This window comes from Dactylosporangium salmoneum, from assembly GCF_039532525.1.
Taxonomy (GTDB): domain Bacteria; phylum Actinomycetota; class Actinomycetes; order Mycobacteriales; family Micromonosporaceae; genus Dactylosporangium; species Dactylosporangium salmoneum.
In genome coordinates, this window is the sequence record NZ_BAAARV010000088.1 from 150,656 (window position 1) to 176,241 (window position 25,586).

27 protein-coding genes and 1 pseudogene are annotated in these 25,586 nt (G+C 75.3%); 11 read left to right on the plus strand and 17 right to left on the minus strand.

Annotated features, from left to right (window positions below; genetic code table 11):
- Positions 1 to 90: 90 nt before the first annotated feature.
- Positions 91 to 1,089 carry an ADP-ribosylglycohydrolase family protein gene (locus ABD352_RS44895; protein WP_344618714.1) on the minus strand — a complete coding sequence of 333 codons (999 nt, stop codon included), beginning with the start codon at positions 1,087 to 1,089 and terminating at the stop codon, positions 91 to 93.
- Between the two features lie 8 nt (positions 1,090 to 1,097).
- Positions 1,098 to 2,978, minus strand: a complete 1,881-nt coding sequence (locus ABD352_RS44900) for a hypothetical protein (protein WP_344618715.1) — start codon at positions 2,976 to 2,978, stop codon at positions 1,098 to 1,100.
- On the opposite strand from ABD352_RS44900, the gene ABD352_RS44905 reads away from it, so the two are divergent.
- Positions 2,979 to 4,031 (plus strand): acyltransferase family protein, encoded by a 1,053-nt coding sequence (locus ABD352_RS44905; protein ID WP_344618716.1) that lies wholly within the window; start codon positions 2,979 to 2,981, stop codon positions 4,029 to 4,031.
- Positions 4,028 to 4,405, plus strand: coding sequence for a GNAT family N-acetyltransferase (locus ABD352_RS44910; protein ID WP_344618717.1), 378 nt, complete (start codon positions 4,028 to 4,030; stop codon positions 4,403 to 4,405). Before ABD352_RS44905 ends, ABD352_RS44910 begins: the two co-directional genes overlap by 4 nt.
- Positions 4,406 to 4,409: 4 nt before the next feature.
- On the opposite strand, the gene ABD352_RS44915 is transcribed toward ABD352_RS44910, so the two are convergent.
- The 5 genes and pseudogenes from ABD352_RS44915 to ABD352_RS57875 all read right to left on the minus strand — a co-directional run.
- Positions 4,410 to 5,012: a hypothetical protein gene (locus tag ABD352_RS44915; protein ID WP_344618718.1), complete on the minus strand. Its 603-nt coding sequence runs from the start codon at positions 5,010 to 5,012 to the stop codon at positions 4,410 to 4,412.
- A gap of 2 nt (positions 5,013 to 5,014) precedes the next feature.
- A complete protein-coding gene (locus tag ABD352_RS44920) occupies positions 5,015 to 5,245 on the minus strand; it encodes a hypothetical protein (protein ID WP_344618719.1) in 231 nt (76 codons plus the stop codon).
- 58 nt (positions 5,246 to 5,303) lie between these two features.
- Positions 5,304 to 5,696, minus strand: coding sequence for a RidA family protein (locus tag ABD352_RS44925; protein WP_344618720.1), 393 nt, complete (start codon positions 5,694 to 5,696; stop codon positions 5,304 to 5,306).
- Positions 5,693 to 6,244: an NAD(P)-binding domain-containing protein gene (locus tag ABD352_RS44930; RefSeq protein WP_344618721.1), complete on the minus strand. Its 552-nt coding sequence runs from the start codon at positions 6,242 to 6,244 to the stop codon at positions 5,693 to 5,695. Before ABD352_RS44930 ends, ABD352_RS44925 begins: the two co-directional genes overlap by 4 nt.
- 25 nt (positions 6,245 to 6,269) lie before the next feature.
- Positions 6,270 to 6,539, minus strand: a pseudogene (locus tag ABD352_RS57875) (NAD(P)-binding domain-containing protein); the annotation flags it as partial.
- A gap of 21 nt (positions 6,540 to 6,560) precedes the next feature.
- On the opposite strand from ABD352_RS57875, the gene ABD352_RS44935 reads away from it, so the two are divergent.
- Both ABD352_RS44935 and ABD352_RS44940 read left to right on the plus strand, forming a co-directional pair.
- Complete coding sequence (locus ABD352_RS44935; protein WP_344618722.1) at positions 6,561 to 7,496, plus strand: LysR family transcriptional regulator; 936 nt, start codon at positions 6,561 to 6,563, stop codon at positions 7,494 to 7,496.
- Complete coding sequence (locus tag ABD352_RS44940) at positions 7,493 to 8,212, plus strand: SDR family oxidoreductase (RefSeq protein WP_344618723.1); 720 nt, start codon at positions 7,493 to 7,495, stop codon at positions 8,210 to 8,212. The genes ABD352_RS44935 and ABD352_RS44940 overlap by 4 nt, the downstream gene beginning before the upstream one ends.
- A gap of 80 nt (positions 8,213 to 8,292) precedes the next feature.
- On the opposite strand, the gene ABD352_RS44945 is transcribed toward ABD352_RS44940, so the two are convergent.
- The 4 genes from ABD352_RS44945 to ABD352_RS44960 form a co-directional block, all read right to left on the minus strand.
- Complete coding sequence (locus ABD352_RS44945; RefSeq protein WP_344618724.1) at positions 8,293 to 8,751, minus strand: hypothetical protein; 459 nt, start codon at positions 8,749 to 8,751, stop codon at positions 8,293 to 8,295.
- 6 nt (positions 8,752 to 8,757) lie between these two features.
- Positions 8,758 to 9,630: an ABC transporter permease gene (locus ABD352_RS44950; RefSeq protein ID WP_344618725.1), complete on the minus strand. Its 873-nt coding sequence runs from the start codon at positions 9,628 to 9,630 to the stop codon at positions 8,758 to 8,760.
- Between the two features lie 209 nt (positions 9,631 to 9,839).
- Positions 9,840 to 10,817, minus strand: a complete 978-nt coding sequence (locus ABD352_RS44955) for an ABC transporter ATP-binding protein (RefSeq protein ID WP_344618726.1) — start codon at positions 10,815 to 10,817, stop codon at positions 9,840 to 9,842.
- A gap of 61 nt (positions 10,818 to 10,878) precedes the next feature.
- Entirely contained in the window at positions 10,879 to 11,466 is a 588-nt protein-coding gene (locus ABD352_RS44960; protein ID WP_344618727.1) for a DedA family protein, read from the minus strand.
- Positions 11,467 to 11,557: 91 nt separating this feature from the next.
- Between ABD352_RS44960 and ABD352_RS44965 the strand changes: the two genes are divergently transcribed.
- Positions 11,558 to 12,235, plus strand: coding sequence for a response regulator transcription factor (locus ABD352_RS44965; RefSeq protein WP_344618728.1), 678 nt, complete (start codon positions 11,558 to 11,560; stop codon positions 12,233 to 12,235).
- A gap of 1 nt (position 12,236) precedes the next feature.
- Positions 12,237 to 13,682, plus strand: coding sequence for a sensor histidine kinase (locus ABD352_RS44970; protein ID WP_344618729.1), 1,446 nt, complete (start codon positions 12,237 to 12,239; stop codon positions 13,680 to 13,682).
- Positions 13,683 to 14,057: 375 nt separating this feature from the next.
- On the opposite strand, the gene ABD352_RS44975 is transcribed toward ABD352_RS44970, so the two are convergent.
- Together ABD352_RS44975 and ABD352_RS44980 are read right to left on the minus strand one after the other, a co-directional pair.
- Positions 14,058 to 15,293, minus strand: coding sequence for an MFS transporter (locus tag ABD352_RS44975; protein ID WP_344618730.1), 1,236 nt, complete (start codon positions 15,291 to 15,293; stop codon positions 14,058 to 14,060).
- A gap of 319 nt (positions 15,294 to 15,612) precedes the next feature.
- A complete protein-coding gene (locus tag ABD352_RS44980; RefSeq protein WP_344618731.1) occupies positions 15,613 to 16,653 on the minus strand; it encodes a lysylphosphatidylglycerol synthase domain-containing protein in 1,041 nt (346 codons plus the stop codon).
- A gap of 115 nt (positions 16,654 to 16,768) precedes the next feature.
- Between ABD352_RS44980 and lhgO the strand changes: the two genes are divergently transcribed.
- Positions 16,769 to 17,950 (plus strand): L-2-hydroxyglutarate oxidase, encoded by a 1,182-nt coding sequence (lhgO, locus tag ABD352_RS44985; protein ID WP_344618732.1) that lies wholly within the window; start codon positions 16,769 to 16,771, stop codon positions 17,948 to 17,950.
- Between the two features lie 10 nt (positions 17,951 to 17,960).
- Positions 17,961 to 18,497, plus strand: a complete 537-nt coding sequence (locus ABD352_RS44990; RefSeq protein WP_344618733.1) for a hypothetical protein — start codon at positions 17,961 to 17,963, stop codon at positions 18,495 to 18,497.
- Positions 18,498 to 18,624: 127 nt separating this feature from the next.
- On the opposite strand, the gene ABD352_RS44995 is transcribed toward ABD352_RS44990, so the two are convergent.
- From ABD352_RS44995 to ABD352_RS45005, 3 genes are read right to left on the minus strand one after another with little or no spacing between them, the layout of a single operon-like run.
- Positions 18,625 to 19,563 (minus strand): hypothetical protein, encoded by a 939-nt coding sequence (locus ABD352_RS44995; RefSeq protein ID WP_344618734.1) that lies wholly within the window; start codon positions 19,561 to 19,563, stop codon positions 18,625 to 18,627.
- A gap of 10 nt (positions 19,564 to 19,573) precedes the next feature.
- Positions 19,574 to 19,960 carry a winged helix-turn-helix transcriptional regulator gene (locus ABD352_RS45000; RefSeq protein ID WP_344618735.1) on the minus strand — a complete coding sequence of 129 codons (387 nt, stop codon included), beginning with the start codon at positions 19,958 to 19,960 and terminating at the stop codon, positions 19,574 to 19,576.
- The gene (locus ABD352_RS45005) at positions 19,957 to 20,637 is read right to left on the minus strand and encodes an iron-dependent transcriptional repressor DtxR (RefSeq protein WP_344618736.1); all 681 of its coding nucleotides are present in this window, start codon (positions 20,635 to 20,637) and stop codon (positions 19,957 to 19,959) included. The genes ABD352_RS45000 and ABD352_RS45005 overlap by 4 nt, the downstream gene beginning before the upstream one ends.
- An 87-nt stretch (positions 20,638 to 20,724) precedes the next feature.
- Between ABD352_RS45005 and ABD352_RS45010 the strand changes: the two genes are divergently transcribed.
- Both ABD352_RS45010 and ABD352_RS45015 read left to right on the plus strand, forming a co-directional pair.
- Positions 20,725 to 21,495: a sulfurtransferase gene (locus ABD352_RS45010; RefSeq protein ID WP_344618831.1), complete on the plus strand. Its 771-nt coding sequence runs from the start codon at positions 20,725 to 20,727 to the stop codon at positions 21,493 to 21,495.
- Entirely contained in the window at positions 21,496 to 22,671 is a 1,176-nt protein-coding gene (locus ABD352_RS45015; protein ID WP_344618737.1) for an acetoin utilization protein AcuC, read from the plus strand.
- On the opposite strand, the gene ABD352_RS45020 is transcribed toward ABD352_RS45015, so the two are convergent.
- Positions 22,668 to 22,937 carry a DivIVA domain-containing protein gene (locus tag ABD352_RS45020; RefSeq protein WP_344618738.1) on the minus strand — a complete coding sequence of 90 codons (270 nt, stop codon included), beginning with the start codon at positions 22,935 to 22,937 and terminating at the stop codon, positions 22,668 to 22,670. The genes ABD352_RS45015 and ABD352_RS45020 overlap by 4 nt on opposite strands.
- Before the next feature lie 38 nt (positions 22,938 to 22,975).
- On the opposite strand from ABD352_RS45020, the gene ABD352_RS45025 reads away from it, so the two are divergent.
- Positions 22,976 to 25,585 (plus strand): bifunctional acetate--CoA ligase family protein/GNAT family N-acetyltransferase, encoded by a 2,610-nt coding sequence (locus ABD352_RS45025; RefSeq protein ID WP_344618739.1) that lies wholly within the window; start codon positions 22,976 to 22,978, stop codon positions 25,583 to 25,585.
- Position 25,586 lies beyond the last annotated feature (1 nt).

The following is a 25,586-nucleotide window of genomic DNA, read 5'->3' on the forward strand; positions in this document are numbered from 1 at the left end:
AGAGATTTACCGACTCGCCGTCGGCATCATACTGACGTGGTGTCGGCAAACTGCATGGGGCAGCACAACGGGTGCCGCGCGGCGGCCCGGTCAGGACCAGGCGGCCGCGTAGCGGTTCAGGTCGTCGCGGTACTCGATGCGCCCGTACCAGTCCGCCGGCCAGGCGTCCACGCCGTGTACCGCGCCGGCCATGCCGCCGGCCAGGGAGGCGATCGAGTCCGAGTCGCCCGAGGAGGCGGCGGCGCGGGCGACGGCGTCCAGCGGGGAGTCGGGGAAGAGCAGCAGGCAGTAGAGGGCGGTGGCCAGGGCCTCCTCGGCGACCCAGCCGGCGCCACCGGCGACGCACGGGTCGGCGTCCGGGCCGACGTAGCGGACCTGGTCCTCCAGGCCGGTGAGGACCGACAGGCACTCGTCCCAGCCGGTGGCGATGAACTGCGACGGGGAGTCGACCATGGGGCGGCGCCACAGGTCGTCGCCGAGCCAGTCCGTGCGGTACACCTCGCGCTGGGACTCGCAGCGGGCGCGCAGGGCCGCCGGGAGCTCGGCGACCGGGAGGCCGTCGAGGAGCCAGCGCACGGCCAGGGCGGACAGTTCGGAGGCGGCCAGGCCGGTCGGGTGGCCGTGGGTCATCGCGGCCTGGAGCTGGGCGGCGCCGGCCCGCTCGTCGTCGGTCAGGCCCGGGGCGAGGCCCATCGGGGCGACGCGCATGTTGGCGCCGCAGCCCTTCGAGCCGTGGACCGTGGCCTTCCACCAGGGCCGGCCCTCGCGTAGGGCGGCGCAGGCGGCGAGGCAGGTGTTGCCGGGGGCGCGGTTGTTCTCGGGATCGGCCAGCCACACCACGAACCGGTCGCGCAACAACGGCTCGAGAGCATGGGCGGTCAGGGGCGGGTGAGCGAGCGCGTCGACCAACGAGGAAGCGACCGCCAGGGTCATCTGGGTGTCGTCGGTCACCAGGCCGCGCGGGGGCAGGTCGCGGGGGCCTCGTTCGCCGTACCGCTCGATGATTTCCTCGTAGCGCATGAACTCCGTCGGGGCGCCGAGCGCGTCGCCGAACGCCAGGCCGAAGAGGGCCGCTTTCACCTTGGTCACATACCAGGCTAGACCCGCACGACCTCCACGCGCGACCCCGGGCGGCCGGCGGCGACCGCCTCCGCGCGGGCGCGGGCGGCGTCGGAGAGGGCGAGCAGGCGCACCGGGCCGGGGACCGCGTCCACCGAGGCCTCCAGGCGGCCCGGGGACGTCATCGGCAGGTGGATGTAGACCGCGCCCGCCGTGGCGCCGCTGGTGCGCTGCAGCATCGAGAGGAAGAGCGTCATGCGGTACGACTGGTAGCCCGTGTCGTCGCCGACCACGATGACGGGCGCGGGGCCGCCGAACCGCGCGACCGCGCGCAGCAGCACCCCGGCCTGGGCCCTGCGCTCCGCGTTCGCGCCCTGCAGCCAGGCCAGTCCCCAGTTGCCGCCGGCGCCGGGATGGTACGGGCCGGCGCGCCCGGCGCCCGTCAGCGCGACGATCGCGAGCAGCGCCGGCACGGCCACCGGCAGGGAGCGGCGCCGCAGCGCGGCGCCCGGGGGCGGCAGGTGCAGCGCGATCGCGCCCACGCCGGCCAGCAGGAGGGCGAGGACGAGGTACAGCGCCTTGTTCGCGTAGTAGCCGCTGCCCACGCCGAAAAGGTGCTGGCCGGCCAGCAGGACGCCGGCGTTGGCGGCGCAGGGGATGAAGACCAGCGCGTAGCGGCGCCAGATGCGGCTGTGCCGGCCCCGGCGGGTGAGCAGGCCGGTGGCCACCAGCGCGGCCAGGGCGAGCAGCGCGGCGCGGCCGAGCACCAGCTGCCCGGCGGTGAGCAGGGCGCTCACCTGGTCGGTGAAGAGCAGGCCGCGCACCATCGGGACGGCGGCGGCCAGGCCGCACAAGGTGGCCAGGGCCAGCGCGACCGGGCGGCGGGCCACGCGCCGCCACCGGGTGGCGAGCCAGATGAGGGCGGCCAGGCCGAGCGGCGGCAGGTACAGGTAGTAGGTGAAGCCGACGGCGGCGAGCAGCGCGGCGGTGAGCAGCAGTTGGTCGCGGGTGCGGGCCAGCGGGCGGACCAGCAGGGCGAGCAGCAGCACCGCCTCGGCCAGGCCGAGCACCTGGCTGGGGTAGCCGAACCTGAGCAGCTCCAGCATCTCGCCGGCGGCGCAGGCGGCGGCCAGCGCGGCGGCGAGCGTGAGCCGGCGGGCCGGGGTCAGCGCGCCGGCTGCGATCCACTGGGCCGCCCACAGCAGCGCGAGGGCCAGCAGCGCGTAGCCGCCGAGGACGTACGCCAGGTAGTGGGTCAGCATCGCGGTACCGCTGCCGGAAGCGCGATCCGAGGACCGGACGAAGCCGTCGAGCAGCGCGGCCACCAGGTGCGAGCCCTGCGGGTAGTCGATCATGCCGGCGTAGACCATGGTGCCGGCGCGGGCGCGGTCGGCGAACAGGTAGCCGCCGGTGCGCCCGATCGCGTCGAACACGGAGGCGTGCCGGGCCAGGTCCTCGCCCTCCAGCGCGATGGCGAGCCGCCCGGCCGCGCCGGCCCTCGCGAGGGGCCAGGCGGCGACCAGGGCGACCACTGCGGCGGCGGCCACGGTCAGGGCGTCGGACCGGCGGGGCCGGGGCAGCTGGGGCCGCCGGCCGGTGCGGGCGGCGGCCAGGACCAGCGCGGTGGCGGCGGTGCCGGCGACGGCGACCGGGTGCAGGCCCCAGGGCCAGTACGCGAACACCAGCCCGGCGGCGCAGGTGGCGCCGAGCAGCAGCCCGGTCGCGAGCATCAGCCGGTCGAGCAGGCCGCGGCCGCCGCGCAGGAGCGACGCGGTGGCGAGCAGCAGCAGGGGCGGGATGACGATCGCGGCGTGGGCGGCGTACAGCCCGGCCACGGCGAGCCAGGCACCCGGGACGAGGAGATGAACACGTTTGGGGGTGGTGTTCGGCACGAACGGTACAACGTCGTTGTACCCCACGTGGTCACCCTCCGCGACCGGTACGACCCCGCCGCCAACGGGCTGGGTCTGCTCCGGCAGGCGCTCGCCCTGGCGGTGCTGGTCGCGCACGCGTGGCCGCTCGGCCTCGGCCGGCCGAGCCCGCTGCACGGGCTGAGCGGCGGCCAGGCCGACCTCGGCGGCCTGGCCGTCGACGGGTTCTTCGCGCTCTCCGGGTTCCTGGTCGCGGCGAGCGCCCGCCGCGGGGGCCCGCTGCGCTTCGCCTGGCGCCGCTTCCTGCGCATCTACCCGGGCCTGTGGGTGTGCCTGCTCGGCACGGCGCTGGTCGCGGCGGCGGCCGGCCACGGCGGCGCGCTGGGCTACGTGCGGGGGAACTGGACGGGTACGACGCACCAGTGGGACCTCGACGCGCTGTTCCGCGACACGCCGTACGGCCGGCTGGTCGGCAGTGGCGTGGTCAACGGCTCGCTGTGGAGCCTGACCTACGAGCTGCTCTGCTACGCGGGCCTCGCGCTGCTCGTCGCGGCCGGCCTGCCCCGCCGCGCACCCTGGCTGGTCCCGGCGCTGGCCGTGGCGGCGTTCGCGGCGGCCGCGACCCACCCGCGCGGCGGCCTCGCGCTGCCGGCGTTCGGCTACGTCGACGCCCAGCTCGCCTGCGACCTGGGCCTGCTGTTCCTGCTCGGGGCGAGCGCGCAGCTCTACGCCCACCGCGTGCCGCTGCACCCGCTCGGCGCCGTCGCGGCCGGGCTGCTGCTGGCCGGGAGTCTCCTCGGCGGCGGATACTTCCCGGTGGGGTGCACGGCGCTGGCGTACCTGCTGCTGTACGCCGCCTGCGCGGTCCCCCCGCGCCTGCACCGCGTCGGCCGGGAGCACGACTACTCGTACGGCATCTACATCTACGCGTTCCCGATCCAGCAGCTCGTCGCCGACCTCGGCGGCGCGGCCTGGGGCGTGGCCCCCTACGTCGCCCTGTGCGTCGCGCCGGTCCTGCTGCTCGCGGCCGCGTCCTGGCACCTGGTCGAGCGCCCGGCGCTCACCCTGAAGGACCGCCGCGCCCTAGCCTTGGCCCGGTGACCATCTCCTATGCCTGGCGCGGCGAGTTCACCGACCCGGAGCTCGCCGGGGTCGAGTCGGCCGCGCGCGACTGGTGGGCCCGGCTCAACGCGCACAGCCTCGGCTGGGTCTGCGCCCGCGACCCTGACGGCGCCCTCGTCGGCTTCGTCAACGTGGCCTGGGACGGCGGCGAGCACGCCTTCGTCCTCGACACCTGGACCGACCCGTCCCGCCGGCGCGCCGGCATCGGCACCGCCTTGGTCGCCGCGGCCCGCGAGGGGGCCAGGGCCGCCGGCTGCGCCTGGCTGCACGTCGACTTCGAGCCCCACCTGCGGGCGTACTACTTCGACGCCTGCGGCTTCACCCCGACCGACGCCGGGGTGATCCCGCTGTAGCCCGTCACTTCTTCTTGCGCAGCGACTTCAGGTCGGTGTGGGCGGTCTTCGCGACCGTGCGGACGGCGGCGACCTGGGCGCGGATGGCGTCGCCGTCCGGGCCGGGCTGCACGGCCAGCAGGGTGTCGGCCTTGCCCTGCAGGGAGGCGGCGATCGCGTCGAGCTTGGCCGCGTCCGCGCCCGGCTCGGCCTTCATCCTGGCCACGACGGCGAGCTCGGTGTCGACGGCGACGGTGAGGCGCACCTTCGGGCCGGTCAGGATGAAGACCCGGTAGTCGTACACCATGCTCTGCGCGTCCGCCTTCAGCGCGGCCGCGGTCGTCTCGGCCTGGACCTTGGTCTTCAGCGCGGACAGGCCCGAGCGCTGCTCGGCGATGAGGTTCGTGAGCGTCGTCCTGTGCGCGGCCTGCAGCTGCCCGGCGCCGTTCGCGGTGGCCTCGAACCTCTTCAGGGCGTCGAGTCGCTTGTCGATGCGGTTCACCACGGCGGTCCGGGCGGCGTCGAGGCCGGGGCCGGTGGACGGGGCGGCGCCGGCCGGTGCGGCGGCGACGAGGGTGGCGGCCAGCGCGGCCACCAGGGTCACGGCGGTGCGTGCGAGACGGTTCATGGTCAGTCCTCGTCGTCTGCGGGCTGGTCGTCGTTGCTGAGCTGCTGGCCGACCTGGTCGAGCATGCCGTCGACGCCGTCGTCCTTCTGGTTCGCGCCGGTGTTCGGCCGCTCGGCGGCGGGCGCGTTCGTGGTCGCCGCGGGCGGGGCCGCGGGTTCGGGCGCCTTCGCCTTGCCGCAGCCGCCCAGGAACAGCAGCCCGGCCGCCAGCGCGATGGCGAGCGTTCGTTTCATGGCGCCCATGCTGCGGGCCGCGGGTAAGCGAAACCCGTGGCCCTGTGTTCGAGGTTCGTCAGCGCGCCGCCGTCACCTCCACCTCCAGCAGCGCGCCCTCGCGGAACAGCCGGGACACCTCGACCGTGGTGCTGGCCGGCGGCGGGCCGGGGAACAGCTCGCGGCGCACCTCGCCGTACGCCGGCAGCAGCCCCAGATCGGTGACGAACGTCCGGATGTGGATCACGTCCTCGAGGCCGCAGCCGTGCGCCGCCAGGATGCCGCGGACGACCTCGAAGATGCATCGCGCCTGGGCGCCCATGTCGCCCCGGCCCACGATCTCCCCGTCGTCGCCGATCGCGATCTGCCCGGCCAGGAACAGCAGCGTCGAGCCGGCATCGACCCGCGCCACGTGCGAATAGGGCCCGGCCGGAGGCGTCACGCCGGCCGGGCTGTCGATGACGACGCTCATGACTGCCTCCCGAGAGCCGAAAGATCCGCGTCCGGTACCGCCCGGGCCAGCACCGCCCGCGCGGCCCGCACGACCGGCAGCTCGGCGCCGGCGGCCGCCACGGCCAGGTCGAGGTCCTTGGCCGCGAGCGCGATGCCGAAGTGCGCGGGCGGCCCGTCGCCGGCGAGGACCCGCGCGGCCACCGGCCCCAGCGGCCCCTCCCGCAGCAGCGCGGCCGCGTCCCCCCGATCCAGCCCCGTCCCCTCGGCCACGGCCAGCGCGTCGGCCAGCCCGGCCGCGGCGGTGATCATGGCCGCGTTGAGCACGAGCTTGGCCGCCGCCCCGGCGCCGAGCGCCCCGCACCGCCGGACCGACCCGAGCGCGGCCAGCACCGGCTCGACCCGGTCCAGGTCCCCGTCGGCCCCGCCCGCGTAGATGCGCAGCGTCCCGGCCGCGGCCGCCCCGGTGCTCCCGCCGACCGGCGCGTCGACCAGGGCCACGCCGGGCGGAAGGGCGGCCGCGATCCGCCGTACCGCATCCGGTCCGATCGTCGACATGTCCACGATCACCGTCCCGGCGCGGGGGCGCCAGCCGGGCCAGCACCGCCGCGACCGCCTCCCCGTCCGTCAGCATCGTGATCACGACCGGGGCCGCGATCTTCTCGAGTTCCTGGCCGGTCCGCACGCCCGGGATCGGGGGCCGCGCGCCGCGGTTCCACCCCGTGACGCGATAGCCGGCGCCGGCCAGCCGGGCCGCGATCGCCGCCCCCATGTGCCCGAGCCCGAGCACCGCGATGTCATCCATGCAGGCCACGCTATGGTCCACGCGATCATGCGACCAACGAATGTCTGGCATGCCTGCCATGCCCCGTGAGAATGTGTTGCCGTGCAGACGGAGATGCTCGAGGTGTTCCGCGAGGTGGCGACCCAGCGCTCGATCACGGGGGCGGCGGCGACGCTGCGGTACACCCAGTCGGCCGTGTCCCGGCAGATGGCCGCGCTCGAGGCCGAGTTCGGCGCCCGCCTCTTCGACCGCCTGCCGCGCGGGGTCGCGCTCACCGAGGAGGGCCGCTGCCTGCTGGAGCACGCGAGCGCCGTGCTGGACCGGCTGGCCGCCGCGCGGCGCGAGGTGCACGCCGTGCGGGACGCGGTGACCGGCCGGCTGCGTGTGGGCGCCTTCGCCACGGCGGACGCCGCAGTGGTACCGCGGGCCATGGCCCGGTTCCGCGCCGCCCACCCGGCGGTGGAGGTGTCCCTGGTCGAAGGCCTGACCGTCCGCCTGCTGGCCGCTCTGCTGGCCGGCGACGCCGACCTCGTGCTGGTGCAGACCGGCGCCGACCGGCCGTTCACCGACGAGCGATTCCGCCTGCACCACCTGGCCGACGAGCCGGTGCTCCTGGCCGTGCCCCGGACCCATCCGCTCGCCGCCCGGCCGGCGCCCGTGCCGCTGGCCGAGCTGGCCGGGGAGGCGTGGGTGGCGGGGTCGGCGCGGCCCGAGGAGACGCTGCTCGGGCCGAGCGCCCGGTTGGGCTTCGCGCCCCGGATCGACTTCGTGGTGCGGGAGTGGACGGCGAAGTTCGGCTTCGTGACCGCGGGCCTCGGCGTCACCCTCGTGCCCGCCCTGGCGGCCGGCATCGTCCCCGCCTCGCTGGCGCTGCTGCCCCTGGACCCGGGCGAGGTGCCGCCCCGCCAGGTGGTGGCGGCCACCCTCGCCGGGCGCACGGTCCCGTCCGTGGTCGAGCGCTTCCTGGCCATCCTGCGCGATGAGACGCGGGCCACACTCTGTCACGTTCCGGCGGCCGCGCCGTCCATCCCGGCATGACCATCCTCGTCACCGGCGCCACCGGCAACCTCGGCCGCGCCCTCATGCCGGCCCTGCACGCCCGGGGCCTGGACGCCCGCGGCCTGAGCCGAACGGCCCCCGGCCACGCTCACGGCAACCTCCTGACCGGCGAGGGCCTCCCCGCGGCGCTGTCGGGCGTCGACCTGGTGATCCACGCCGCCACCGACGGCCGACGCGACGTCGCCGCCGCCGAGCAGCTCCTGCGGGCCATGGCCCCGGACCAGCGCCTGCTCTACGTCTCGATCGTCGGCGTCGATCGCGTGCCCCTGCCGTACTACCGCCAGAAGCTCGCGATCGAGCACCTGGTCCGCGCCCGCGGCGGCTCGATCCTGCGGGCCACCCAGTTCCACGAGCTGGTGTTCGGCGTGGCCCGGGCGCTGACCGCGGCCCCGATCGGCCTGTACCCGTCCTGCGACGTCCAGCCCGTCGCCGTCGGCGAGGTGGCCGAGCGCCTGGCCGACCTGGCCGGCTCGCCCGGGCCGGTGTACGAGGACATGGGCGGGCCGGAGGTCCGCTCGGCCCGGGACCTGTTCGCGGCGTTCCTGCGCGCCACGGGCCGCCGCCGGCCGCTGGTGCCGGTCCGGCTGCCGGGGCGCATCTTCGGTGGGTTCCGCTCGGGCGGCCACCTGACCCCTGAGCACGCGACCGGGACGCTGACCTGGGAGTCCTACCTGGAAGCGCGCCTGTCGGGGTGAGTGGCTGTTGTCCGAAATATCCGGCACTCCGTGCCGGATATTTCGGATTTATACCTTATTTCGGATTGCGCTCTTCAGGATCAGCTGTCCGGGTCGAAGGCGCCGTCGAACTCGAAGGCGGGGTTGGGCACGTCGTTGCCATGGGTGTCGGTGATGGTGGCCGTGCCGACGAGCTTGGATGGGCCGCCGGCGACATAGGTGGCATCGGCGTGGGCCTGGACCTCGAACTTGCCCTCCTGGCGCTGGCCCCGGTCGTCGGTGAAGGTGATCATGCAGATCCAGTCCGGCCCGGGCCCGGTGTCGGGGACCTTGGGGCCGCCTCGGTCGCACGAGGCGGTCGCGCCGACCGAGGCGACGGTGACGCCGGGCTTGCCGAGGATCGCGGCGCGCTGGACGTAGAGGTTGGCGAACGTGGGGCCGATGGCCCGCTCGAGCCGGGCGCGGGTGATGTCCTCGCCGCCCCGGCCGGCGGTGGCGGCGAAGACGGCCACGACGGCGAGCACCGCGGCGGCGGGGGCGAGGATGCGGGCGCGAAGCATGGCGGGTCAGCCTCCGGTGATGTCGCGGCGGCGCAGCGCCAGGTAGCCGATGAGCAGGCAGACGAGGGTCCAGCCGGCGGCGACGGCGCCGGCCTGGGTGATGGGGCCGGTGAAGCGGTGCTCGGTGAACAGCCCGTGCCAGGCCTCGAAGCCGGTGGTGAGCAGCAGCCGCCGGGCAAGGTCGAGGCCGCCGAGGGTGGACAGCATCTGCATGGCGAAGCCGAGCACGACCGGGGTGGCGACGCCGACGGTGGGGTTGCGCGAGAGCACGGACAGCAGCAGGGCGAGCGCGGTGAAGCCGAGCAGCGGCGGGATCGCGGTGGCCCAGGCGGCGGCGACCAGCGGCAGCGCGGTGCCGGCGGGGATGAGCTGCCCGGACAGGCCGGGCAGCGGCTGCGTGCCGACGATGAGGAGGCTGCCGGCGATGGTGCTGGCGGCGAGGACGAGCAGCGCGACGAGGTTGAACAGCACGGCGGTGAGGGTCTTGGCGGCGAAGATCTGCCCGCGGCCGGCCGACCGGGTGAGAATCGTCTTCCAGGTGCCGTGGCCGTCCTCGCCGGCGAAGATGTCGCCGGCGACGAGCGCGGCGAGCATCGGCAGCAGCCATTGGTGCGCGAACGCGAGGACGAGCAGGGCGTCGGCGTAGCCGCTGGTGTGGATGTGCCGGCCGTAGATGGTGTCGCTGGGCGGCTGCTGGCCGGCGAACACCGCGACGATGACCGGCGGTACGACGAGGCAGCCGAGCAGCAGATAGCGGGCGCGGGCCTGGGCGGCGAGCTTGGTCATCTCCCAGCGCAGCACGGTCATGGTGCCGGGCGGCCGGGCGCCGGTGTGCGCGCCGTGGCCGATGCCGGTGCGGACGGCGGTGGTCTGGGTCATCGGCGGGCTCCGGTCGCGGTGGCCGGCTTGTCGAGCTCGGCGGTGGGGGTGTTCGGGGCGCTCTCGGTCATCGGCGGGCTCCGGTCGCGGTGGCCGGCTTGTCGAGCTCGGCGGTGGGGGTGTTCGGGGCGCTCTCGGTCATCGGCGGGCTCCGGTCGCGGTGGCCGGCTCGTCGAGCTCGGCGGTGGGGGTGTTCGGGGCGCTCTGGGTCATCGGCGGGCTCCGGTCGCGGTGGCCGGCTCGTCGAGCTCGGCGGTCGGGGTGTTCGGGGCGCTCTCGGTGAGCATGAAGAACAGCGCTTCCAGCGGGGTCTCGCCCAGCGCGAGGCCCCGTATCCGGATCCCGGCGGTGACGACGGCGGCGATGAGCTCGTCGACCTGGACCTCGCGGCCACGGATGGCGAGCCCGCCGTCCTCGGCGGCGCGGGCGTCCAGGCCCATCCGGTGGGCGATGGCCAGGGTGTGCTCGTCGTCGCTGGTGACCAGCCGGTGCGCCTGGGCGGGCGCCTGCTCGCGCAGGGCGGCGATGGAGCCGTGGTAGACGACCTGGCCGGTACGCATGATGGTGACGTCGTCGCAGATCTGCTCGACCTCGGCCATGTCGTGGCTGGACAGCAGCACGGTCAGGCCGCTGCCGGCGAGGCGTTTGACGAGGGCGCGCATGTCGCGGATGCCGGCCGGGTCCAACCCGTTGGCCGGTTCGTCGAGCACGAGCAGCCGTGGGTCGCGCAGCAGCGCGGCGGCCACGCCCAGGCGCTGGCGCATGCCGAAGGAGTAGCCCCGGACCTTGTCCCGGTCCCGGCCGGTCAGGTCCACCGTGTCGAGCACCTCGTCGACCCGCCGCCTCGCGGCGGCGCCGTGCAGGCCGTCGAGGCCCGCGAGCAGCTCCAGGTTGCGCCGCCCCGACAGGGCCGGGTAGAAGCGGGGACTCTCGATGAAGCCGGCGACCCCGTCGAGCGTGCGCACGCCGTCGCGGGGCCAGGACCGGCCGAACACCTCCAGGGTGCCGCCGTCCGGGCGGATGAGGCCGAACAGCATGCGCAGCAGCGTCGTCTTGCCGGCGCCGTTGGGGCCGAGCACGCCGTACACCTCACCCGGCGCGACCCGCAGACTGATGTGGTCGACCGCGGTCAGCGGCCCGAACGTCTTGGTGAGGTCGACGGCGTCGACCGCCAGCACATCGCTCATGCCCGGCCACGCTAACCAGGGCACATGAAACCGACATGAAGCCGCCCGGACCCGGGCCGGGCTACCGGTGGCGCCGCCACCGCACGAGCAGCCAGACGGCGACTGCGGCGACCGCGGCGGCGACGGCCAGCCACTGGAACCGGCCCAGGGTGGCCTCGATGCCGTCGATGTGGTCGCCGACCAGGTATCCGCCGGTGGTCCAGGCGCCGACCCACAGGGCCGCGCCGAGCGCGTTGAAGGGCAGGAACCGCCGCCAGGGCATGCCGGTGGCGCCGGCGACGACGCCGTTGAGCTGCCGCAGCCCTTCGACGAACCGGGCCGCCGCCACCACGACCGGACCCCGGCGGGCCATGAACCCTTCCATCCGCTCCAGCCGTGGCTCGGTCAGCCGCACGTACCGGCCGAACCGCAGCACCAGGCGCCGTCCGCCGGTCCGGCCGATCCAGTAGCCGATGCTGTCGCCGGCCACCGCCGCCGCGAACGCGACCATGCCGACCGCGATCGCGTTGAGCCTGCCGTGCCCGGCCAGGCCCGCGGCGACGATGATCGCGGTCTCGCCCGGTGCGGGCACCCCGAAGCCCTCGACGAGCACCACGACGGCCATACCCAGGTAGCCGAAGTGGCTGACCAGGCTGGTGAACCCACCCACCGCCGCGCCTCCTCATCTCGCAAGACCCACCGTAGCCCGGCGAAGATGAAGAAAGGATGAACGCCGTCGCGGCCGTGGTGAACTAGGCGACATGAAGGTGCTGGTGGTGGAGGACGAGCGGCGCCTGGCCGGGCTGCTCGCCCGGGGCCTCACCGAGGCCGGCCACGACACGGACGTGCAGCACACCGGTCCCGACGGGCTGCTGGCCGCCGCCACCGGGCGCTACGACGCCGTCGTGCTCGACGTGATGCTGCCGGGCCTCGACGGCCTCACCGTGTGTCAGCGGCTGCGCACCGCCGGGCATCGGGTGCCGGTGCTCATGCTCACCGCCCGCGGCGAGGTCCCCGACCGGGTCACCGGCCTGGACGCCGGCGCCGACGACTACCTCACGAAGCCGTTCTCCTTCGACGAGCTCCTGGCCCGGCTGCGCGCGCTGCACCGGCGCACCACCGACACGCCCACCGCCGTACTGCGGGCCGGCGACCTGACCCTGGACCCGGCCACCCGCCGGGTGGCCCGCGGCGAGGCCGAGGTCGAGGTGTCGGCCCGCGAGTTCGACATCCTCGCCCTGCTCATGGCGCGGGCGGGGCAGTGCGTCACGCGGTACCAGATCCTCGACGAGGTCTGGGACGGCGAGACCGACCTGCGCTCCAACGTCATCGACGTCTACATCGCGAGCCTGCGCGGCAAGGTCGACAAGCCGTTCGGCCGGCACGCCATCGAGACCCTGCGCGGCGCCGGCTACCGGCTGCGCCCCGACGGCGGCTGACGTGCGCGGGCTGCCGCTGCGGGTCCGGCTCATCGCCGGGTTCGCCGCCGCCATGCTCGTCGTCCTCGCCGGCGCCGGCGCGTTCGTGTACCTGCGCGTGCAGTACGCCCTCGACCGCCGCCTCGACGCCGACCTCACCGCCCAGTCCGACGCCGTCACCGCCGCCCTGCGCGACGGCACTCTCGGGCCCCGGAACCCCGCCGTCGTGGCCGGTGGCCTCTACCAGATCCTCGACCCCGCCGGGACGGTCCTCGCCGCCAGCCCCGGCCTGGCCGGCCGCTCGCTGCTCGACCCCGCCCAGGTCGCCGCCGGGGCCCGGGAGCCGGTCCGCGCCGACCGCGGCACCCTGCTGCCGATCAGCCCGGAGCCCCTGCGCGTCCTTGCCGGCCCCATCGAGCCGGGCGCCGCGCCGGCCCCGGGCCGCCCCGCGATCGTGGTCGTCGCCGTACGCCGCGACCAGCGCGACGAGGCCCTGCGCGAGCTCATCGCGCAGCTCGCCCTCGCGAACCTCGCCGCCCTCGCGATCGCCTCGTTCGTCGGCTACCGCCTGGCCCGCGCCGCCCTCGACCCGGTCGAGCGGTACCGCGCCCAGGCGGCCCGGATCGCGGCCGGCGCCACCGCCGTCCGGCTCGACATCCCCGACGGTGACGACGAGCTCACCCGCCTCGGCCGCACCCTCAACGACATGCTCGCCGCGCTGGACGCCGCCCTGGAGCGGGAGCGGCGCTTCGTCAGCGACGCCAGCCACGAACTGCGCACCCCGCTCACCTTGCTTGCCGCCGAGCTCGAGCTCGCGCTGCGCCGCCCGCGGCCGGCGGCGGAGCTCGAGGACGCCCTGCGGGCCGCCGCCACCGACACCGCCCGGCTCATCGCGCTCGCCGACACGCTGCTGGCCGTCGGCGTCCAGGCCCCGCCCGGCACCGCGACGCCCGCGATCGACCTGGCGGACGGGGTGCCGCCAATCCTGCAGCGGTACCTCACTGACGCGGAGCTGCGCACTCTGCTTGACCCCACGCCACCAGTCCGCATCGACCTGGGCCGCCTCGACCGCGTCGTCACCAACCTGCTCGACAACGCCACCCGACATGGCGCGCCGCCGGTCACCGTCGCCACCGCCACCGCCACCGGCACCGGCACCGGCACCGGCACCGGCCCCGGCACCGGCACCGCCGCCGGCTACGCGCGGCTCACCGTCCACGACGAGGGCGCCGGCATGACGGCGGCGTTCCTGCCGCACGCCGCTGAGCGGTTCACCCGCGCCGACAGCGCCCGCACCACGCCGGGCACCGGCCTCGGCCTGTCCCTCGTCGACGCGATCGTCGCTGCCCACGACGGAAGCCTGTGGTGCTGCTCCGGCGACGCCCACCACCACCCCGGCCCGGCTGCCGTGCCGTGCACCCACCCCGGCACCGGCACGACGATCACGGTGCTGCTTCCGAACGCGTGACCGTGTGCGCGCCCGCCGTGACCGTGTGCGCGCCGCCGTGACCGGGCTCCGGGACCGGCGCTGCGGTTATGGTGCTGCTTCGGATGGCGTGAGCGTGTGTGTGCTGACTGTGACCGGAGGTGCCGGCATCGGCCACTGGCGCTGCGGTTATTCCGCTGCTTTCGTCCGCGTGACTGTGTGTATGGCTGTGGTGGCCGAGGCGCTGGCATTGGCGCCGAGGTGCGGCGCTGCTTCCGGTGGTGTGAGCGTGTGTGTGCTGGCTGTGATCGGAGGTCCCGCTACCAGCCACTGGCGCTGCGGTTATTGGTGCTGCTTCCGTCCGCGTGACTGTGTGTATGGCCACCGTGGCCGGGGGTGCTGGCATTGGTGCCGAGGTTACGGTGCTGCTTCCGGTCGCGTGAGTGTGCGTGCGCCAGCCACGAGCGGGGCGGCCGCGGCCAGCACCACCGCCAGCCCGGCCAGGCCCACGCCGAGTGCGGCCGCGGTCGCCAGGCCGCCGACCAGCAGCGGACCGCCCGCGTCGCCGAGCTCCCGGCCGACCTCGGCGGCGCCCATCGTCTGCCCCAGCCGCTCCGGCGGCGTGCTCGCCGCCAGGTGGGCGAACCCCAGCGGCGTCACCACCCCGGCTCCGGCCCCGACGGCGACCGCCGCCACCACCAGCCCTGCCACCCCGGAGAGACCGGTGACACCGGCGCCGCCCGCGACCGCGGCGATCGCCAGACCGGCCGCCGCCAGGGAGAGCCCGGCCGCCATGCCCGGGCCGTCGCCGATCCGGCCGGCGTCGCGGGCCCGGCCGGCCCACGGTTGGATCACCGCGGCGACCGCCGCCAGCAACGACACCACCGCACCGGTGGCCAGGGGTGCCAGCCCGTCGCGGGCGCCGGCCACTGGCAGGAACCCCACCCCGACGCTCAGCGCCGCGGTCGCCCCGGCGAGGGCCACCGTCGGGCGGACGAACCCCGGCGCGGTCAGCCGTCGGGCGAGGTCGGCCACCGTCTGGCGGGCCTTCGGCAGCGGCGGCGTGGCCGGCACCGCGATCGCGGCCCACGCGGCGACCGCCGCGGCGAGGATGCTGAGGGTGGCGAACAGCAGCCGGTACCCGCCGGCGGTGACCAGGATCCCGCCGAGCAGTGGGCCGGTCGTGTACCCGAGGCCCTTCCACGCTCCGTAGCGGCCGAACGCCCGTCCGTGCCGGCCGGCGGGCTGCAGCCGCGCGACCAGTGCCCCCGCGGCGGGTGAGAACGCCGCCGCGGCCGCGCCCTGTCCCAGGCGGGCCACGCCGACGAGGCCGGCGTCGCCCGCGGCCACGAAGCCGGCGGAGGCGGCGGCGAAGGCGAGCAGGCCGCCGAGCAGGACCGGGCGTGGTCCGACCCGGTCGGCCAGCGCGCCGAAGAGCGGTTTCAGCAGGACCTCGGCGCCGTCGTACACGGCGAGTAGCAGACCCAGCGCCAGCAGTGACGCGTGGCCGGATTCGGTAAACCCGCCCAGGCTCGCGGCCACGCTGTGCGCGCCGAACGCGGTCACGAACCCGGCGGCGAACAGCGGCACCACCTGCGACCGTGATGCCGGCTCGGCCACGCACGCCACCTCCTCCACGGAGCGTGTCGACACCGTTCCCGCTCCAGCATGCCCGGTCGCGGTCGCGGGTGCTGGTCGCCGCCGTGGGTGCGAGCGCAGGTCGCGGCCGTGGGGGCCGTGGGTGCGGGTGCGGGGCGCGGGCGTGGGGGCCGTGGGTGCGGGTGCGGGGCGCGGGCGTGGGGGCCGTGGGTGCGGGTGCTCGGGCGTGGGGGGCGTGGGGGCGGGTGCGGGGGCAGGCCGCGGCCGTGGGTGCGGGTGCACGTCATGGCCGTGGGTGCGGGTCGCGGCCGTGGGTGCCGATCGCGGACTGCGGGTCAAGGTCCGCGGTCGCGGGCCCGCGCGATGAGCCGGGTCAGGACTCCAGGGCCGGGTCGGTCTCCTCGGCGGCCGCGGCCGCGGCCGGGGTCGCGTGGCGGATGCGGCGCAGCCCCACCGCGGCCGAGACCCCCGCGGCGGCCACGTCGGCGATGGTGAACAGCAGCCGCGAGACCAGCGTCAGGGCCCAGGCGGTCGGCCACGGGACGCCCAGGCCGGCCAGGGCGATCGCCATGAGGAACTCGCGGGCGCCCAGGCCCGACGGGGCGACGATCACGAACGTGCTGATGCTCATGGCCAGCGCCATCGCGAAGATGCTGCCGACGAGGCCGTGCAGGCCGGGGAGGTGGGACCGCACCAGCAGCCAGACGTGCACGCCCGCGGCGAGGTAGCCCACCGCGCACCAGGCGCTGGAGACCAGGACGGCGCGCCAGGTGATGGGGCGGTCCAGGGCCGGGCGGCGCAGGAGCCGCATCGCGCGGTTGACCAGCCACGTGAGCAGCGGCGGGTAGCAGCAGACCAGGCCGAACGGCAGGAGGATCACGGCGCACCAGACGGCCACGGCGGCGAAGGTCTGGTGGCTGGTGGCGTCGGCGCCGTCGAAGGCCACGCCGAAGCCGGGGGCGGTCAGGATCAGGCCGACGGTCACGCCCAGGCCGGTCACCACCGCGGAGCCGATGAAGACCTTGGCCCGGGAGACGCCGACGCGCCGGCCGAGCTCCATCTGGACGACGTAGGCCCACACGGTGCCCGGCAGGTACTTGCCCAGGGCGCCGACGAGCTGGATGGGGGCGGCGTCGCGGATCCGCAGCGGGTGGTCCAGGCTGCCGACCATCGAGCGCCAGGCCATCATCGTGGCCCACAGGCAGGCCACCGCGGCGACCAGCGAGAGGCCCAGCGACGGCCAGGACAGGCTGCGGAAGGTGGCGGACACGTCGGACCACTGGCGCACGGTGGTCGCGACGATGAAGTACGCGATGCCGAGCGCGGCCAGGATCCGCACCACCTGCACCACGCGGGCCCGCCAGGGCTTCTTGGCGGGGGCGGGTGCGGCGGGAGTGACCAGCCCGTCGTCCATCGCAGCTCCGGAAATCGTCTCGGGCGCTCCACTCACGGTCGGTCACGCTAGCACGCCATGTTCGCCGCCTAAGATGCAGCGATCCGACAGTGGGCTCGGGCCCGGAGGAGGCAGCGTGCGGTACGTGGTCATCGGTGGGGGGATCGTCGGGCTGGCCACCGCCCACCGGCTGGTGCTCGACCGGCCCGACGCCCGGGTCACCGTCGTGGAGAAGGAGGCCGTCTGGGGGGCGCACCAGACCGGGCACAACTCGGGCGTCATCCACGCCGGGGTCTACTACAAGCCGGGTAGCCTCAAGGCCACGCTCTGTAAGGCCGGCAGTGCCTCGATGGTCGAGTTCTGCGCCGAGCACGGGATCGCGCACAAGGTGACCGGCAAGCTCATCGTCGCCACCGACGAGGCCGAGCTGCCCCGGCTGCGCGCGCTGTTCGAGCGGGCCCAGGCCAACGGGCTGCCGGTGCGCATGGTCGGGCCGCAGGAGGCGCGGGAGTACGAGCCGGAGGTCGCCTGCGTCGAGGGCATCCACGTGGCCTCGACCGGGATCGCCGACTACAAGGCCGTGTGCGCGAAGCTCGCCGAGATCACCGAGAAGGCCGGCGCGACGCTGCGGCTCAACTCCGCGGTGACCGGCATCCGGGCGGGCGAGCGCGAGGTGGTGGTGCGCACCACGACCGGCGACATCGTGGCGGACGTGCTGGTCAACTGCGCCGGCCTGCACGCCGACCGGGTGGCCCGGATGGCCGGCATTCGCCCGCCGGCGCGGATCATCCCGTTCCGCGGCGAGTACTTCGAGCTGCGCCCCGACCGCCGGCACCTCGTGAACGGCCTGATCTACCCGGTGCCGGACCCGCAGTTCCCCTTCCTCGGCGTACACCTGACCCGCATGGTCGACGGGAGCGTCCACGCGGGCCCGAACGCGGTGCTGGCGATGGCCCGGGAGGGCTATACGTGGGGGAAGATCCGCCCCCGGGACGTGGCCGACGCCGCCACCTACGGCGGGCTGTGGCAGCTGGCCCGCAAGCACCTGCGGTACGGCATCACGGAGGTCCGTCGCTCCCTGTCGAAGCGGCGCTTCGCGCAGAGCCTGGCCCGGCTGGTGCCCGCGGTGACGGCCGAGGACCTGGTGCCGGCCGAGGCGGGGGTGCGGGCCCAGGCCATCACGCCGGGCGGCGACCTCGTCGACGACTTCCTGATCGTGGCCGAGGGGCGCCAGGTCCACGTGCTCAACGCGCCGTCCCCGGCCGCGACGAGCTCGCTGGAGATCGCCAAGTACATCACTGCCCGCTTGCCGGTATAGGGTGCCGGTCGTGCGCAGGGGACTGATGGCCGTCTTCGCCCTCTCCGCCGTCCTCGTCGCGGGCTGCGACGACGCCGGCGCGAGCCCGGCCGCCAAGGCGTCGACCGCTCCGGCCGCGGCCGCCGGCGGTGCCTGCCAGCTGCTCGACTTCGGCATGGTGAACGCCAAGCTGGGCCTGAACCTGGGCGTGGCCGCGGGCGCGCAGGCGGACAACACGTTCAGCTGCGTCCTGCAGGCCAGCGGGGCCAGCTACCCCGACCTCGTCCTCTCGGTGAGCACGACCACCATCGGCGCGGACGTCTTCGCCTCGATGATCGCTCCGAAGGACGCGGCGGCGGTCGAGGGCCTGGGCGTGGCCGGGTACCAGATGCAGACCCCGGCGGCGGGCAAGGCCGGCCCGGGGGTCGAGGTGGGCTGGCTGGCCGGCAACAAGCGGATCATCGAGCTGTCGCTGCGGCTGGCGCCCGGCACCCCCGACGACAAGGCGGCCGAGGCGCTGCCGAAGGTCGTGGAGCTGGCCAAGCTGATCGACCTCAGCAGCCTGTAGCCGGTTACGACAAGGCGGCCGAGGCGGTGCCGAAGGTCGTGGAGCTGGCCAAGCTGATCGACCTCAGCAGCCTGTAGCCGGTTACGACAAGGCCGCCGAGGCGGTGCCGAAGGTGGCCTGCAGTCCGTTACGGCAGGGCCGCCTGGCGGGCGGCGGCGAAGCGGCTGCCCGGATCGCCGAAGTAGCGCCACGGCCACACGGCGGCCCGCTCGCCCGAGCGCAGCAGGTGGGCGCGGGCCCGGCCCAGGTCGCCGGCCCGTTGGTACGCGGCGGCGAACGCCTGGTGGGCCGACATCGACCACGGGTGGTCGTCGGGCCCGGCCAGCAGCCGGTTGGCGGCCGAGTCGATCTCGTGGCGCACCACCGGGTCGGCGAAGTAGCGCCAGGCCCGCCAGAACCGGCCGACCGTCGTGCCGCGCAGGACCCCGTCGACGTACCCCTCGATGTGCGCCAGCGCCACCAGCGCGTGCAGCGGATGGCCGTCCGGGCGGCCCTCGACGCGGGCGTGGGCGAAGGCCAGGACGCGGTCGGGGGAGCCGTACCAGCGCCGGGTCAGGCCGACGAGGTGGCGGGCGTGGGCGAGGTACAGGCCGGGCGTGAGCACGCAGGCCCGCTTGAACACGTCGGCGGTCTCGGTGGCGTGCAGCGGCGCCCCGATCACCACCCCGGTCAGCTCGCTCCACGGCACCGCGTCGCCCGGGGACAGCGCGGCCGCCCGGCGCAGCGCCGTGCGGGACTCCGCGACGAGCGCCTTCTGGGCGATGATCCGCCGGTCGATGCGCTTGTCCCGGCCGGGCGCCTCGCGCACGCCCCAGGCCGCGGCGGCGAGGGCGGCGCCGAGCAGCAGCCACCGCTCCGGGCGGTACGACTGCCGGGCCGCGAGCGCGCGCAGCGACTCGATCTCGTTGACCCCGGCCGCGCCGAGCACGCTGACGGCCTGCTCCCGCCGGTGTGCGTCGCCCTCGCCCTCAACCAGCTCCAGCGCCGCCGTCGCGTCGCCGTCCTCGGCCAGTGCCCGGACGGCCTTATCGAGCCCTTCGTCGTCGAAGGCGAGATCGATTCCCACGCCGAAAAGCCTAGGCAGATCCGGCTTCCCGCTCGTCGTATCGAGTCCGGGCGGCCGCAATATCACCCCGGTGCCGGGCCGCCCATCCGGAGAGGGCGACCAGCGCCGCCCGCAGCTCGAGCGCCATGGGCGTCAGCGAGTACTCGACCCGGGGCGGCACGACCGGATACATGGTCCGCACGACCAGCCCGTCCCGCTCGAGGTTGCGCAGCGTGAGCGTCAGCATCCGCCGCGAGATCCCGGGAATGGCCCGCTCGAGCGCACTGAACCGGATGGGCCCGTCGGCGGCGGCGAGCAGGATGCCCACGCTCCACTTGGACCCGACCCGGTCGATGACGTCCTCGACGGAACAGGCCGACGGCGGACCGCAGGCCGACGGGGCTTCTTCGAAGCTCACGCCGCCGCGACGAACACCCGCGAGGCGACCTCCCGCGGGAGCCGGATCCGCTCGCCCTCCCGGTCGATGCTCACCCCGTCCCGCTCCTGCGCCACGGTCACCGTCGCGCCCGGGTCGATCCCGGCGGTGTGCAGCTGCCGCAGCACGTCGGCGTCCGTCTGCACCGACTCGCAGATCCGGCTCACCACGACCGACCCCGCCAGCCCGGGGAACGCCAGGTTGCGCTCGCGGTCGGCCGCCGCGTCGGCCTCCTCGCTGCCCTGCAGCGCCTCCAGCCCGGGGATCGGGTTGCCATACGGCGACCGCGTCGGCCGCCCCAGCAGCTCGTAGACCCGCTGCTCCACGGCGTCGCTCATGACGTGCTCCCAGCGGCACGCCTCCTCGTGGGCCTCCTCGTACGGCAGGCCGATCACGTTGACGAGCAGCAGCTCGGCGAGGCGGTGTTTGCGCATGACGGCGACCGCGTGGTCGCGCCCCTGGTCGGTCAGCGCCAGGTGGCGGTCGCCCTCCACGATGAGCAGGCCGTCGCGCTCCATGCGGGCCACGGTCTGGCTGACGGTGGGGCCGCTCTGGTGCAGCCGCTCCGCGATGCGGGCACGCTTGGGCACGACGCCCTCTTCCTCGAGCTCGAGGATCGTCTTGAGGTACATCTCGGTGGTGTCAACCAGGTCGTTCACTGCCCTGCCCTCCCGGTACGCGATGTTACCCGCTGCGTACGACAAGATTGGAGCGTGACAGCCAACCGGGCGATCTTGAACGTTGCCATGCTCGCCGAGCTGGTGCGGTCCGCCCAACCGCCGACTCTTCTCGATGTGCGCTGGACCCTCGCGAAGGACGGCCGGGCCGCCTACGCGGCCGGTCACCTGCCTGGCGCGGTCTTCGCCGACCTCGACGAGGACCTATGTGGGCCGCCGGGCGCCGGGGGGCGCCATCCGCTGCCCGAACCCGCCGCGCTGGAGATTGCGCTGCGGGGGCTGGGGGTCCGCGCCGGCCACCCGGTGGTGGTGTACGACGCAGGCGGGACCAATCCTACCGGTGCCGCGGCGCGGGCCTGGTGGACGCTGCGCTGGGCGGGCATCGACGATGTGCGGGTCCTGGACGGCGGATACGCGGCCTGGCTGGCCGCCGGGTTGCCGACCACGACCGATCCGGCGACCCCGGAAGTGGGCGACGTCACGGTCCGGCCGGGTGGTATGCCGGTGTGGACCGAGACCGAGGCGGCCGATCCGGGGCGGGTGCTGCTGGATGCTCGGATCCTCCCGCGGTACCGCGGCGAGATCGAACCCGTCGATCCGGTCGCCGGCCACATCCCCGGCGCCCGCAGCCTGCCCGCCGCCGAGACGGTCGACGAGCAGGGCCTGCTGCGCCCGGTCGAGGCCCCCGGCGGGCCGGTCGGCGCCTACTGCGGCTCCGGCGTGACCGCCGCGCAGCTGGTGCTCGCGCTGCATGAGCAGGGGGTGCCGGCCGCCCTGTACGTGGGCTCCTGGAGCCACTGGATCACCGACCCGGACCGGCCCGTCGCCAAGGGGGACTGAATGAGCACGCTGGTGGTGTGGGACGAGCGGCTCCTGAAGTACGACATGGGCGATCATCCCCTCGACCCCGTCCGGGTCGAGCTGACGATGGCCCTGGCCCGCGCCCTCGGCGTGCTGGACCGGCCCGGGGTGGTCCTGGAGCGGGTGGAGCCGGCCTCCGACGAGATGCTGGCCACCGTGCACGACCCGGACTACATCGCCGTGGTGAAGGCGGCGTCGACCGGGCGCCGGGTCGGGATCATGGGCCTCGGTACCCCGGACAACCCGACGTTCGAGGGCATGCACGAGGCCAGCGCGCTCATCGCCGGGGCCACCCGGCGGGCGGCGGAGGCGGTCTGGCGCGGGGAGGCCGACCGGGCGGTGAGCATCTCCGGCGGCCTGCACCACGCGATGCCGGCCCGGGCGTCGGGCTTCTGCGTGTACAACGACCCGGCGGTGGCGATCAAGCGCGTGCTGGAGCTCGGCGCCGAGCGGGTCGCCTACGTCGACATCGACGTGCACCACGGCGACGGCGTCCAGGAGGTCTTCTACGACGACCCGCGGGTGCTCACGGTCAGCCTGCACGAGTCGCCGCGCTCGCTCTTCCCCGGCACCGGCTTCGCGGACGAGACCGGCGGCCCGAACGCGCCCGGCACGGCGGTGAACGTGGCCCTGCCGCCGGGCACCACCGACTCCACCTGGCTGCGGGCGTTCCACGCCGTCGTGCCGGGCGTGCTGCGGGCCTTCCAGCCCCAGCTGCTCTTCACGCAGTGCGGCGCCGACACGTACCGCCACGACCCCCTCGCCAACCTGCGGCTCACCGTCGACGGCCAGCGCGCCGCCTACCTCGCCCTGCGCGACCTGGCCGAGGAGGTCGCCGGCGGCAAGTGGGTGGCCAGCGGGGGCGGCGGGTACGCGCTGGTCGAGTGCGTGCCGCGGGCCTGGACCCACCTGCTGGCGGTGCTCACCGGCGAGCCGATCGACCCGGAGCGGCCGATCCCGCAGTCGTGGCGCGACCTGGCGACGGCCCGCCGTCCCGGGCATCCGCTGCCGGAGACGATGACCGACGGCGGCACGACCACGTTCTCGCCGTGGATCCCGGGCGACACCCCGTCCGCCGTCGACCGCGCGATCATGGCCACCCGCCTGGCCGCGTTCCCCCACTTCGGCCTGGATCCGCATGACCCGCGGGACTAATGCTGGACAGCGGCCTCCAGGCGGGCCAGGCGCTGCTTGATCAGGTCGAGCTCGGCCAGCATCTCGGTCTCCGCCGCCGTGGAGGTGCCGAAGGCGGCGTCCATCGGGGCGCCGCCCCGCAGCGCGGCGATCTCGTCGCGCAGCGCGACGAGGGTCTGGGCGACCACGTCGAGGAACTGGTCGACCTCGTCCTCGTCGTACCCGCGCTTGCCGAACGGCGCCTTGGCGAACCGCAGGCTTTGCACATCCGCCGGGGTCAGCATCATGCGAGACACGGTAACCCAATCGGGTGGAAACTAGGCGGGTGAACGACGTTTCGGCCCGCGCGGCCGACGTGCTGCTGGCGGACGGGACCACCGTCCACTTGCGACCGATCCGCCCTGACGACGCGGACCGGATCGTCGCGCTGCACTCCCGCTTCTCGGAGCGGACTAGATATCTGCGGTACTTCTCGGCGTACCCCCGCATCCCGCAGCGCGACCTGGACCGCTTCGTCAACGTGGACCACCACGACCGCGAGGCGTTCGTCGTGGAGCACGCCGGGGAGCTGATCGCCGTCGGGCGCTACGACCGGCTCGGCACCGGCTCCCACCAGGCCGAGGTCGCGTTCGTGGTCGAGGACGCCCACCAGGGCCGGGGCATCGGCTCGGTGCTCATCGAGCACCTGGTCGCCGCGGCCGGCACCGAGGGCATCACCGAGTTCGAGGCCGACGTCCTGCCGGTCAACCAGGCGATGCTGCGCGTCTTCATGGCCGCCGGCTTCCACATCGAGCGCCAGTTCGCCGACGGCGTGGTGCACCTGTGGTTCCCGATCGCCGCCACCCCCGACTCGCTGCGCGTGCAGCAGGCCCGCGAGCAGCGCGCCGAGGCCCGCTCGATCGGCCGGCTGCTCAACCCGCGCGGGGTGGCCGTCTACGGCGCCCGCTCCGACGGCTCCGGCATCGGCGCCGCCCTGCTCGCGCACCTCAAGGCGGCCGGCTTCGCCGGGAGCCTGATCCCGGTCCACCCGTCGGCCCGGGTGATCGGTGGTCTTCCCGCCGTTTCGAGCCTCAGCGGCAGGCCGGGAGTCGACCTCGCCGTCGTCGCCGTCCCGGCCGGCAGCGTCCCCGAGGTGGTCACCGACTGCGCCGCGGCCGGCGTCCACGCGCTGGTCGTCGTCTCCGCCGGCTTCGCCGAGTCCGGCCCGGCCGGCGCCGAGGCCCAGGCCGCCCTGCTGCGGGCCGTGCGCGACCACGGCATGCGCCTGGTCGGCCCGAACTGCCTCGGCGTGGCCAACACCGACCCGGGCGTGCGGCTCAACGCCACCCTGGCCCCGCTGCTGCCGCGCGCCGGCCGGGTCGGCTTCTTCAGCCAGTCCGCCGCGCTGGGCACCGCCCTGCTGGCCGAGGCCGACCGCCGCGGCCTGGGACTGTCCACGTTCGTGTCGGCCGGCAACCGGGCCGACGTGTCCGGCAACGACGCCCTGCAGTACTGGCGCGAGGACCCGCACACCGACGCGGTGCTGCTGTACCTCGAGACCTTCGGCAACCCGCGCAAGTTCGCCCGCATCGCCCGCGAGCTGGCCCGCCGCAAGCCGGTCGTGGCCGTCGCCAGCCCGGTCCGCCCGCCGGCCCTCGACGCGGTGACCGTCGGCCCCGATGCCCGCGGCGTGGCCGCGCTCTTCGCCAGCTCCGGCGTCATCCGCGTCGACACGGTGGCCGAGCTCTTCGACGTGGGCCTGCTCGTCGCCGGCCGCCCGCTGCCGACCGGCGACCGGATCGCCGTGGTCACCAACGCGGCCGCGCTGGGCGTCCTCACCGTGGCCAAGGCCCCCGCCGCCGGCCTGCGCATCGCCGAGGGCTACCCGCGCGACCTCGGCCCGGCGGTCTCCGACGTCGACTTCGTCCGCGCCGTGCACGCCGCCCTGGACGACGAGGGCGTGGACGCGGTCGTCGCCGCGTACGCCCCCGCCCTGGCCGAGGACGACAAGCTCGGCGTGGCCGAGCTGCTGCGCGTCTCGACGGCCGCCGCCCCGCGCCCGATCGCCGTGGTGATGCCGGCCGACCCGTCCTTCACGGTCGCCCCGGCCTACTCCGAGGACGACCCGGCCGCGCTGCCGATGTTCCCGGCGATCGAGGAGGCCGTGCGCGCCCTGGGCCGGGTGGCCCGCTACGCCGCCTGGCGCCGCGAGCCGGTCGGCGCGCTGCCCGCCCTCCCCGGCGTCGACCCGCTCCAGGCCGCCGAGCTGGCCGCGCGCCTGGCGGCCTCCGGCGCAGGCGACCGCGGCGAGGCGGACGCTCTCCTGGCCGCCTACGGCATCCCGGTCGTCCCGGCCTCCTGGGCCGCCGGGAACCGGGTCGCCGAGGTGGCCGCCGCCGTCGGGTACCCGGTCGCCCTCAAGGTCGCCACCCGGCCCTGGCGGCACCGGATCGACCTCGGCGCCGTACGGCTCAACCTCACCTCCGCCGCCGCCGTGCAGGAGGCCTACCAGGAGCTGGAGCGCCTCTTCGGGCTGGGCGTCGAGGTCGTCGTGCAGCCGATGGTCGCCCCCGGCGTGGCCTGCGTGGTCGAGGTGGTCGACGACCCCTCGTTCGGGCCGGTGGTGGGCTTCGGGCTGGGCGGGGAGGCGGCGGACCTGCTGGGCGACCGCGCCTGGCGCCCGGTACCCCTCACCGACCGCGACGCCGCCGCCCTGGTCCGGGCGCCGCGGGCGGCGCCGCTGCTGACCGGCTACCGCGGCGCCGCGCCGGTGGACCTGGACGCGCTGGTCGACCTGCTGCTGCGGGTGGGCCGGCTGGTGGACGAGCAGCCGGCCCTGTCCTCGTTGACGCTGAACCCGGTCCTGGCCCGCCCGAGCGGCCTGGCCGTCCTGCACGCCAGCGCCGAGTTCACCGCGCACCAGCCCCGCCCGGACAGCGGGCCCCGGCGCCTGTAGG